We start from the raw sequence: 11,129 nt of genomic DNA on the forward strand, positions 1-11,129 counted from the left end.
GCCCGGCAATTCTTATCGCCGAAGACCGGCAAATCCTCGGACACACACACCTGGGTGTCGACCGTCTTGTCCAGACAGGGGTTCTCGGGACCCATGGCGACAAGCTGATTCCCAAGCACAAACAAGTGGAAGCCGCACTGCAGGACTTGCAGAAAGAGGCAATTTCAAAACTTGAAGCCAATGCCGTGATCGAGGACGGGGCCACCGGTCTGACAATCGGAAGAAATTCTCGATCTGTCTGTCTGGCGGAACGGGACGGATCGTTGATCAGGATTTCCATTGAGCCGGTATCGGCTCAGCGCTCCGGTTCAGGGGCGACCGGAGCGACCTGGTACATCATCCGGCTATCGGAAACCGCTGACCTTTCGGAAGAAATTGAAGGTGTTCTTCAGGATCACTATGAATTGTCACAATCCGAAGCTCGGTTGGCCCGGCAGCTGACACTAACAGGATCAATGTCGTCAACCGCGGTGTCCCTAGGGATCACCCGAAACACCGCGAAAACCCATTTGCGACGGATTTATGAAAAGACCGGAGCGCACACGCAACTTCAACTTGCACGGCTCGTGCACAAATTATCCGGGCTTTTTTGACAGAACTGCATTGAATGCAGGTCCGATGCCGAATTACCCTGCCAATAACGACACAACGCCCAATTCGTACATATGCCACATTAGAAAAAAAGGGGCCGTAGAACTACGACCCCTAGTTGATCACTGTGCACGTGGCCCCATCGACCACGTCCAATCCATTAGGATAGAACCAGGCAAGATGCATCACCCAAAAGGGTGACAGAACTCAAAAACGCTGCCAAGTTGAAAGAAATTTCGACCAACATCCCGAAACCAGACAATGCACTCTTCAAAACCGGCCAACATCTTCGTCGATACACGAAACATTTTGGCGCATTCCAAGAAGCCGATTTGCGCCCTATATCCGGTTAGTGTATGCCTGCCCGCCATGATTCAACATGTGGAGCCAACGACAGAGTGTCTTCCAAGCCCCATACCCCGCTACTAGACAAGGTATCGTCCCCCGCTGAATTGCGTCAGCTTGACGAGGTGGACCTTCAGCAGCTCGCAGACGAACTGCGCACAGAAATGGTCGACGCCGTGTCCATTACCGGGGGCCATCTCGGTGCCGGCCTTGGAGTTGTCGAACTCACCGTCGCACTGCATTACGTCTTCAACACACCGGACGACAAGATCATCTGGGACGTGGGACACCAATGCTACCCGCATAAAATTCTGACTGAACGCCGCGACCGCATCCGCACGCTGCGGCAGGGCAATGGTCTTTCCGGTTTCACCAAGCGGGCGGAAAGCGAGTATGATCCTTTCGGCGCAGCGCATTCCTCCACGTCCATCTCTGCCGGACTCGGCATGGCCGCAGGCCGGGATCTGAAAGATGGCGACAACAATGTCATAGCAGTGATCGGCGACGGAGCCATGTCCGCAGGCATGGCCTATGAAGCCATGAACAATGCCGGCCATCTCGGTTCGCGCATGATTGTCATCCTCAATGACAACGACATGTCCATCGCTCCTCCGGTCGGTGCGATGTCGGCTTACCTCGCCAAGCTGGTTTCGGGGCCGACCTACCAGACGCTGCGCGATGCAGCCAAGAACATTGCCAAGAACCTTCCCAAGCCGGTTTTTGAAAAGGCCGCCCGGGCAGAAGAATTCGCGCGCGGCTTCTGGACCGGCGGCACGATGTTCGAGGAACTGGGCTTCTATTATGTTGGCCCGGTTGACGGTCACAACCTTGAACACCTGCTGCCAGTCCTGAAAAACGTCCGTGACACCCATCACGGTCCGGTTCTGATCCATGCAGTAACGCAAAAGGGCAAGGGCTATGGTCCTGCCGAGGGTGCCAAGGACAAGTATCACGGCGTTGCCAAATTCGACGTGGTGACAGGCAAGCAGTCCAAACCCAAAGCCAATGCACCGAGCTACACCAACGTGTTCGCAACATCTCTGATCAAAGAGGCGGAAACGGACAAGAAGGTCGTGGCCATCACGGCGGCAATGCCTGACGGAACAGGGTTGGATCTTTTTGGCGAAGCCTATCCCGAGCGGACTTATGATGTCGGCATCGCCGAACAGCACGCAGTGACGTTCGCAGCGGGTCTGGCGACCGAAGGCTTCAAACCATTCGCCGCGATCTATTCCACCTTCCTGCAAAGAGCCTACGATCAGGTCATTCATGACGTGGCGATACAGGGCCTGCCCGTTCGTTTTCCGATTGACCGCGCAGGACTGGTCGGTGCGGATGGGCCAACGCACGCAGGGGCTTTCGACACCGCGTTCCTTTCCTGTCTGCCCGGGTTCGTCGTGATGGCAGCCGCGGACGAAGTAGAACTCAGGCACATGGTGGCGACTGCCGTTGCTTATGACGAAGGACCGATTTCATTCCGCTATCCACGCGGTGAAGGCGTCGGGCTGGAAATGCCCGAACGTGGAAGCGTGCTCGAAATCGGTAAAGGTGTCATCCGGCGCGAGGGCACCAAGGTTGCCCTTCTCAGCTTCGGCGGTCGTATGAGCGAATGCCTGAAGGCGGCCGATGAACTTGACGCAGCCGGATTGTCCACAACTGTTGCCGACGCGAGATTTGCCAAGCCGCTGGACATGGACCTGATCCGGCGCCTTGCCCGAGAACACGAAGTTCTGGTAACGATCGAAGAAGGTTCTGCCGGCGGGTTCGGCTCTCATGTGCTGACGCAACTGGCGGAAGAAGGCCTTCTGGACAATGGTCTCAAGATCCGGACGCTTGCCTTGCCCGATGCCTATATCGATCATGACAAACCGGACCTGATGTATGCCAATGCGGGCCTGAATTGCGATGGCATCATGCGAACCGTCTTTGCAGCGCTCGGAACGGAAACGATGAGCGCGCCGCAACGCGCATAAGCCGACACTGCATGTCGCAATGGTGATTGACACGAGCTGCCAGAACTGGAAAGGCTGGTTGTCTGGATAAACGCGTCGGTTCCAACCGGCGCTTTTGTTTTGTTGCCAAACATCAGGAGGCAGCCGTGGCTCAGACGCTTCTTTCCGTGTCCGCTTTATTGTTGTCTGTCGCCTTGCTCATTTTCGGACATGGCCTCCAGACCACGCTGTTACCTTTGGCGGCAGACAGGTATTACTTCTCTGATTTTGAGATCGGCGCCATGTCCTCTGCCTACTTTGTCGGCATGGTGCTCGGCTGCCTGGGTGCGCCGCTGCTAATCATGCGCGCAGGACACATCCGCGCCTTTGCTGCCCTGGTCTCCCTGATGTCCGCAGCAGCAATCGTTCATCCCATTGTCATCGACCCGACGGCATGGATTATTATTCGTATCATATCGGGTTTCAGCCTCGCTGGCTTCTACATGATCGTTGAAAGCTGGCTCAACGAAAGCGCCACCAACGAAAACCGCGGCACGATCATGTCGTTTTACATCGTTATCCTGTTTGGCGCGCTCATGCTCGGTCAGATCTCGATAGCCAGTACGAATATCTCCTCCTTTGTTCCATTTGCCATCGCGTCGGTCAGCGTGAGCCTCGCAGTCATGCCGGTCTCATTGACAACCTCTACTCAACCCGCTCCGATCACGCTCGTTCGCTTCCGTCCGGTGCAGCTTTTCAGAAACTCACCTGCAGCATTTGTCGGTATTCTGCTCATTGGTGTTTCGCAGGGCGCCCTTTTGACACTGACCCCCCTGTACGGTTCGCAGATAGGCCTTTCAACAAACCAATCGGCCTTCTACGCGGCAGCCCTCATCGGCGGCGGAATGCTTTCCCAGTGGCCCATAGGTCGCTTGTCGGACAGCATCGATCGACGTCTTGTGCTCGTAGGTCTGGGCTGTGCAACTGCGGCAGGTTCACTAGCGATTGTTTTCTTTTCACCAACTGTATTTGCTATCGCGGCACTGAGCGCCGCTCTTGTCGGCATGTTCTCGCAACCACTCTACGCGATCGCTGTTGCTCACGCCTTCGACCATGCGGCGGAGAATGATTTTGTCGAAACCTCTTCTGGCATGCTGCTTTCTTTCGGCATTGGCTCCATCGTCGGACCTTTGATTGCCTCGGGCATAATGGGGCAAGTCGGGCCGTCTGGACTCTACATGATGGTGTTTGCCGTCAACTTGGCCATGGCCGGATTCATTCTGACCCGCGTCTTTGCTCGCCAGGCGCTGACTGCCGACGAAAAGACAGACTTCGAATACGCCGCCACCGCGCAGGTCGGCAGTGTCATCTCTCCAGAGCCGCTTGACGCCGAAGCGGAGGAATACGTTATTCCACCGGAAGAATTCCCGGCCTATGAAGACGATATCTACAACTTCGATGCGCCAGCCGAAGACGACGCGAATAGCGAGAAGACCGAGGATACCGCTTCGGCGGAGACGCCGGGCGTCAAGGACATTTCGGCTTCTGCAGACAGTACATCAGGCAACGCCGGAACTGCAGACAGCACCGACAAACAGACCTGAATTCCTCTGACCAACTGGTGATGGGTGACCTGCGCGGTTTCGCCGCTCGACAGCGCGCCTGTTCCGGCCTATAGCCGTTTCATGGCTTTGCGCAGAACACAGATGCAGATCTTGCGGCGAGAGCGCCACCCGTTGGTGGCGTTTGCAACGCTCGCGTTTTCACTGCGGCTGTGTCTCGTGGTTCTGGCAACAGCCCTATCCCCGGAAGCTGCAGCGGCAGCGGGGCTTTCGAGCCTTTGCCAACCCTCCAGTCAGGAGCAAACCTATTCCGGATCGCATGACTTGCTGGCCTGTCAGTGTGGGCTCCTATGTGCGCATGGCTGCGCGCTTGGGCCCTGTCTGTCGGGCATCTCCTCGGTAACGTCATTTGTCGAACCGGGTCAGGTCACTCCACTGGCGGTAACAGATCAGCCAATCTGTGTTGCTGACAGAGGACGAACCACCCCGATCCGAGGACCTCCGACCACCTTGATCTGAAACGCTCAACATTGCTCAGATATCAAGGATCGAACCCATGAAACTCATTAAAGCGATCGCCGCAGCGACGGCGTTGACGCTCGTTTCCCTCTCCGCTGTCGCCAGCGACTACAAAGCCGGTGACCTGTCTCTGTCTCACGCCTGGACGCGCGCCACTCCACCCAAGGCAAAAGCTGGTGGCGGGTTTGTCGAAATCGTCAATAACGGTTCGGAAACGGACCGTCTGATCGCCGCGAGCTCCGATGTTGCAGGGAAAACCGAAATTCATGAAATGGCTGTTACCGACGGCGTCATGAAGATGCGCAAGCTGGACAACGGCATTGAGATTCCGGCAGGCGAAACCGTCAAGCTGCAACCCGGTGGTCTTCACATCATGTTCATGGGGCTCAACCAGTCCTTTGAAGAAGGTACCAGCGTGCCGGTGATCCTCACCTTCGAGAAAGCCGGTGACGTCGGCATAGAACTCTCGGTCGCAAAAATGGGTGCAAAATCGATGGATCACGGCCATATGAACAAGGATGGCGGTGATCAAAGTAATATGGACCACAGCAAAAACTAATCCTCCAGGAGAAGGCTGAACCATGTCTGGTTTGAAACTCTTCCGGTACACGGCCTGGGCGGCAGTCGCCGCCCTCGCAGTTGTTTCCGGAGTGCTGGTTTATCAGCAAACCGCCGGTAACAAGAATTCCGGAGCCCTGATCGAACCGCTTGCTGCTATCGGCGGTCCATTTGAGCTGGTCAACGGCAATGGCGAGACGGTGACCGACAAGACATTTGCCGGAAAGCCGACCCTGATCTTCTTCGGTTTCACATTCTGTCCGGATGTATGCCCGACGACATTGTCCGAACTGCAGGGTTGGATGGACGTTCTGGGCGATGATGCAGGAAAACTGAATTACGCTTTCGTTTCCGTGGATCCCGAGCGCGACACACCGGACGTGATGCGTGACTATGTTGCTGCATTCGACGAGCGTATCACACCTCTTACCGGATCCCGGGAGCAGGTCGATGCCATAATCAAAGCCTACAGGGTCTACGCCAAAAAGGTCCCTCTTGACGACGGCGACTATACGATGGACCATTCTGCTGCTGTTTACCTGATGGATGCAGACAACAAGTTTGTCGGCACCATCGCTTACGCCGAAGAGGAAGAAAATGCCTTGAGGAAGTTGCGCCGTCTGATCGACAACGCACCCGCTTCTTCCTGATCGGCTAGCCGGAGCACCCGATATCATGCGGATGCCGCTATACATTGGATTGACTGCCGGCGCGACAGGCCTTGTCGCGCTGTCGGTGTTTCTCTGGTTTTATGCCGGGGAACGGGTCTATGCCGACCGCCTGATTTCGGCAATCGCAAGCTGCTTCGGCTAAAAGTCAGGCTTGTGCTTTTCATTGGGCTCAAGTGCACCTAAAACCCCGCGCATGTCAAAACAACGCCTCGACCAGCACCTCGTGGATATCGGCCGTTTTCCCAGCCGCGCCCGGGCACGCGATGCGATCCTGCGCGGTACCGTTTCCCTGGACGGCATCGTCTGCACCAAACCTGCTCAGAAAATCGGTCAAGGTGTTGCGATCACCGTTGACGACCCGGCCTCCCGCTTCGTCTCCCGTGCAGCATTGAAACTCGTTGAAGGTCTGCGCCAATTTGAAGTCGACCCGAAAGGCAGGACCTGCCTGGATATCGGCGCGTCCACCGGTGGCTTCACTCAATTGCTTCTGGAACACGGGGCCGCAAAGGTTCATGCGATCGATGTGGGGCATGACCAGTTGCACGAAAGTCTTCGCGCCCATCCTCAGGTGCACGCTCAAGATGGGCTCAATGCCCGCGACCTCACACAGGAGCATCTTGGTGGCGACCGGCCTGAACTGCTGGTATCCGACGTCAGTTTCATCTCGCTCAAGCTTGCCCTGCCTCCTGCGCTGAGCCTTGCCGCAACAGGGGCAGAAGGGATCTTCCTGGTCAAGCCGCAATTCGAAGCCGGGAAGGACAAGATCGGCAAGGGTGGTCTTGTTGACCCGCAAATTGCAGAGAACACCGCCGCCAGTCTCCAGAACTGGTTGGCGACTGTTCCGGGCTGGACCGCAGGTGCTCTTGTGCCTTCGCCGCTCAAAGGCGGCGACGGGAATGCGGAGTGGTTGCTTCACGGGAAGAAGACCGGCAGACCTCTTCCGCCCTGAAACCATCGGATGCCCGAGGGTTTGTTCTGTAAGAGCTTGCTCAGCATGAGCGTTGACGCTATCGCTCTGCCATGAGCGAACAAGAATTGATTATTTCAGAACTCGGTCACCGAGGCGATGGCATCGCTGACACCGATACCGGTCCCGTCTATGTCGCCGGAGCGCTTCCGGGCGAAACGGTGATGGCAAAGGTCGTCAATGGCCGCGCACTCAATCCGCGGATCGTTACGCCGTCGCCTGACCGTGTTGCCCCGGTTTGCAAGCACAGCGAAACTTCCGGCAGCTGTTCCATGCAGCACTATGCGGAAGAACCTTATCTGAAATGGAAGCAGCAGCTGGTGGACCGCGCGTTGAAAGGCAGCGGAATTGAAGCTGCGGTCTCGGAGACGATTGCAGCCACCGCAGGTGGCCGCAGACGGGCAGTTCTTACAGCGGGCCGTGCAGGACGCAAGGTCATTCTCGGCTATCACGGCAAGGCCAGTCATCAGCTTGTTGATGCATCGGGATGCGCGGCGCTGTCACCTGCCATCGAGAAGGCATTGCCGGGCCTTACCGAGCTGGCCACAGAAATCCTTCCTAAAAAGGGGGAAATGCGGGTCACGGTTCTGGTGACCACGGCCGGACTGGATGTTGCCATCGACAAGGCAGACAGGAACTACGATCGCAAGATCCCGGCGCTTTCTCAAAAGACGGTCAAGCTGGATCTGGCGCGACTTTCGGTGAATGGCGAAGTTCTATTGGAAGTTCGCCCCCCTGTACTTGATATGGACGGGATAGGCGTGGTTCCGGCCGCCGGTGGTTTTGCTCAGGCAACCCTTGCCGGGGAAGAAGTGTTGTCAAAACTGGTGCTTGATGGTGTCGGCAAGGCAAAAAACGTCGCAGATCTTTTTTCCGGCATCGGAACCTTTGCGTTTCGTCTGGCAAGGTTCGCCAATGTACATGCGGTCGAGGGGGACGCTGCAGCGGTTGCCGCATTCGACAAAGCATTGCGCAAGCCGCAAGGTTTGAAGAAAGTCACCTTCGAAAGGCGCGACCTTTTCCGCCGACCGCTCGTGCGTGAAGAACTGGAACCGTTCAACGCGGTGGTCTTTGACCCACCGCGTGCCGGCGCGCAGGCCCAGGCAGACCTTCTGGCGAACTCCAAGGTCAACACAATCGTTGCCGTCTCCTGCAATCCCGCAACGCTTGCCCGCGATCTCAGAACGTTGATCGATGGCGGATATACGCTCCAAACCGTCACACCTGTGGACCAGTTCCAGTATTCGCCCCATATTGAAGTAGTGGCGGTCTTGAACAGGGAGTGAGCCATGCAAGCGGTGGACGAAAAGACAGGATCTTCAGACAGAACCCGAGGACTGCCGCCGCTTTACAGCCTTGCCCGCAAAACACGCTATGCTCTCCGCCAGGGCAGCCGCGTGGCGCTCTATACGCTGCATTCGGAAGCCATGCGCCGGATGAATCGGCAGATCCAAAAAGAGCTACCTGAAACACCAAAGGTCATTCCGGTCGGACCGGTTCCGAGCCAGCGGTGCATGCTCACCGATATCGTCAGGCTCTTTGCGGACGACATGAAAGCCGTAGAGGAAGGGATCTATCCGATGCCTTCAGACGGGACGATGAGCCCGCGTGAGCTGCTTGCGACCAGCCGGGCATTTTTCAGGGACGCCCCGGAAGTCGCCCGGCGCCGGGCGACGGGCGCCCATCAGGAAGTCAACGACAACGCGGGAGGGTTCGCTGAAACTCTGCCGCGCTACTATCGTCAAAATTTTCACTTTCAGACCGATGGCTGGATGACTGAGGACAGCGCACGGCTTTACGATTTTCAGGTTGATGTACTGTTTTCAGGTGCAACCGCTGCCATGCGACGACGCGCACTCCTGCCCTTTGCCGAAATACTGAGGCGCAAGGACCAGCGCAAGATTGCCTATCTGGACCTTGCCTGTGGAACTGGAGGTTTGCTGCGCCCTGCCCTGAAAGCCTTTCCCAGACTTTACGGCACGGGCCTCGACCTTTCAGAGCCCTATCTGTCGGTCGCGCGCGAACGGATCCGAACCCGACGTGCCAGCTATGTGACGGCTATGGCCGAAGAATTGCCCTTTGCCGACGGCTCACTTGATGTTGTTTCCTGTATCTTCCTGTTTCACGAGTTGCCTCCCAAGGTACGCCGGCAGGTGATCGCTGAAATTGCGCGCGTGTTGAAGCCAGGTGGCTCATTCCTGTTTGTCGACAGCCTGCAGACAGGAGATGTGCCGGATTACGACGGTCTTCTGTCGCTCTTTCCGCAGCTTTTTCATGAACCTTATTATACGACTTATCTCAAGGAGGATCTGGCAGGTTTGTGTAAAGATCAGGGTCTTGAGCAACGCTGGATGACGGCTGCCTTTGTCTCCCGAGCCGCACAATTCGTGAAATCGGCCTGACTTCTTAGCCTGAAATTTTAGTGTCGCTGAAAATACACCTTTCTTTCTCTTGTGACTGAAAGAAAACAGGCGTATATGCAATTTCATGAGACTGGATCAATGGCTCTTGCAAACCGGTGAAAGCCGCAGCGCCTTTGCGCGCCGCGCCAACCTGTCACCTGCGTCTGTAACAGCCCTGTGCAATGACCCCAACGTGTGGGTTTCGCGGGACATGGCCCGCAAGATTGCCATCGCAACCGATGGCACTGTTACCCCAAACGACTTTCTCGGACTGTCTACAACCAAGGAGCATCCCGTGTCCCAGGCCCGTGTCGCAGAAGCTATCCGTGCATTCGAGCGTGGAGAAATGGTGGTCGTGACCGATGATGACGACCGCGAAAACGAAGGCGATCTGATCGTCGCAGCGTCAAAAATCAGATCTGAGCAGATGGCATTCATGGTGCGTCACACGTCCGGCATCATATGCGCACCGATGACAGTGTCTCATGCTCGCCGTTTGAGACTCGATCCGATGGTTGCGGAAAACGATGCACCGCTTGCGACTGCATTTACTATCTCCGTCGATTATCGTCAGGGACTGACGACGGGTATCTCAGCCGAAGAGCGTTGCTCGACCGTGCGTGCGCTTGCCAACCCGAATGTCGGTGCCGACGATTTCGTGCGCCCGGGGCACATTTTCCCGCTCGTTGCCAAGGAAGGCGGTGTGATGATGCGCTCGGGTCATACGGAAGCTGCGGTCGATCTCTGCCGCCTATCAGGCCTTGAAGAGGTTGGTGTCATCAGCGAACTCGTCAATGATGACGGCACCGTCAAACGTGGACCGCAGGTCGCAGAATTCGCAGCAGAACATGATCTGAAAATGGTCTCCGTCTCCGATCTGATTGCCTGGCGCCAACGCACGGAACGCATGGTTGAAAGGGTCAACGAACAGCCTGTCGAAACCGTGGCCGGTCCGGCTTACGCGATGACTTATTCAACGCCATACGATCCGATGCACCATCTGGCCATCGTCTATGGTGACATTCTGGACGGGCGCAGTGTTCCTGTGCGTTTGCAGCTGGAATCGGTGCTTGACGATGTCTTCGGTGAAACGCAGGCGCTTGATCAGATCATGGAACAATTCGCAGAGCGCGGCCGCGGGGTGATTGTCTATTTGCGTGAAGGTTCGGTCGGTGTCGCCCGCCAGTCCAGACGCACGAGAACCGATTTTGAAGCTGCTGATACCGAGGAGCACAGCTCCGCGCAAGCTAGACAGGAACAATGGCGGGAGGTTGGTCTGGGCGCTCAGATCCTGAAAGATCTGGGTGTCAGTTCAATTCGCCTGCTGGCTACCCGTGAGCGTCACTACGTGGGGCTGGAAGGTTTCGACATCAAGATTGACGAAACAGAGATCCTCGACACCTAAAGGATCTCCGAAAGGTGATTCTTTATGGTGGCAAAGACACGCGCACCCACGGGCGTATCCCCAGGGGCAACAATGGGGGCAACAACGGGGCCAGACGCACCGGAAGAAGAGACCAGACCGGCTCCGGTGCCCTTCACGGTCGGCTTCAACCGCAGCCAGAGCGAAGGCATCGTATATG

Annotated in this window: 11 protein-coding genes; all 11 read left to right on the forward strand. The window is 56.7% G+C overall.

The genetic code is table 11. The features are described from left to right. On the forward strand, window positions 1–593 hold a 593-nt coding region (locus K5905_RS16680), incomplete at its 5' end, for a helix-turn-helix transcriptional regulator (protein WP_367186977.1). 354 nt (window positions 594–947) lie between these two features. After that, window positions 948–2,909, forward strand: coding sequence for a 1-deoxy-D-xylulose-5-phosphate synthase (dxs, locus tag K5905_RS16685; RefSeq protein WP_297585874.1), 1,962 nt, complete (start codon window positions 948–950; stop codon window positions 2,907–2,909). Between the two features lie 125 nt (window positions 2,910–3,034). Then, entirely contained in the window at window positions 3,035–4,471 is a 1,437-nt protein-coding gene (locus K5905_RS16690) for an MFS transporter (protein ID WP_297585875.1), read from the forward strand. 102 nt (window positions 4,472–4,573) lie between these two features. Beyond that, on the forward strand, window positions 4,574–4,948 hold the full coding sequence (locus K5905_RS16695; protein WP_297585876.1) for a hypothetical protein: 375 nt from the start codon (window positions 4,574–4,576) through the stop codon (window positions 4,946–4,948). A 37-nt stretch (window positions 4,949–4,985) separates the two neighbouring features. Then, window positions 4,986–5,507, forward strand: coding sequence for a copper chaperone PCu(A)C (locus K5905_RS16700; protein ID WP_297585877.1), 522 nt, complete (start codon window positions 4,986–4,988; stop codon window positions 5,505–5,507). A 22-nt stretch (window positions 5,508–5,529) separates the two neighbouring features. After that, window positions 5,530–6,156: an SCO family protein gene (locus K5905_RS16705; RefSeq protein WP_297585878.1), complete on the forward strand. Its 627-nt coding sequence runs from the start codon at window positions 5,530–5,532 to the stop codon at window positions 6,154–6,156. 25 nt (window positions 6,157–6,181) lie between these two features. After that, window positions 6,182–6,319 carry a hypothetical protein gene (locus tag K5905_RS16710; protein WP_297585879.1) on the forward strand — a complete coding sequence of 46 codons (138 nt, stop codon included), beginning with the start codon at window positions 6,182–6,184 and terminating at the stop codon, window positions 6,317–6,319. Window positions 6,320–6,370: 51 nt separating this feature from the next. Continuing rightward, window positions 6,371–7,126 carry a TlyA family RNA methyltransferase gene (locus tag K5905_RS16715; RefSeq protein WP_297585880.1) on the forward strand — a complete coding sequence of 252 codons (756 nt, stop codon included), beginning with the start codon at window positions 6,371–6,373 and terminating at the stop codon, window positions 7,124–7,126. A 71-nt stretch (window positions 7,127–7,197) separates the two neighbouring features. Then, complete coding sequence (locus tag K5905_RS16720; protein WP_297585881.1) at window positions 7,198–8,430, forward strand: class I SAM-dependent RNA methyltransferase; 1,233 nt, start codon at window positions 7,198–7,200, stop codon at window positions 8,428–8,430. A 3-nt stretch (window positions 8,431–8,433) separates the two neighbouring features. Continuing rightward, window positions 8,434–9,546: a class I SAM-dependent methyltransferase gene (locus tag K5905_RS16725; RefSeq protein WP_297585883.1), complete on the forward strand. Its 1,113-nt coding sequence runs from the start codon at window positions 8,434–8,436 to the stop codon at window positions 9,544–9,546. Between the two features lie 85 nt (window positions 9,547–9,631). Then, complete coding sequence (gene ribB / locus K5905_RS16730) at window positions 9,632–10,951, forward strand: 3,4-dihydroxy-2-butanone-4-phosphate synthase (RefSeq protein WP_297585884.1); 1,320 nt, start codon at window positions 9,632–9,634, stop codon at window positions 10,949–10,951. Window positions 10,952–11,129: the final 178 nt, after the last annotated feature.

It is taken from the genome of Roseibium sp. (assembly GCF_025698965.1).
Classification (GTDB): Bacteria; Pseudomonadota; Alphaproteobacteria; order Rhizobiales; family Stappiaceae; genus Roseibium.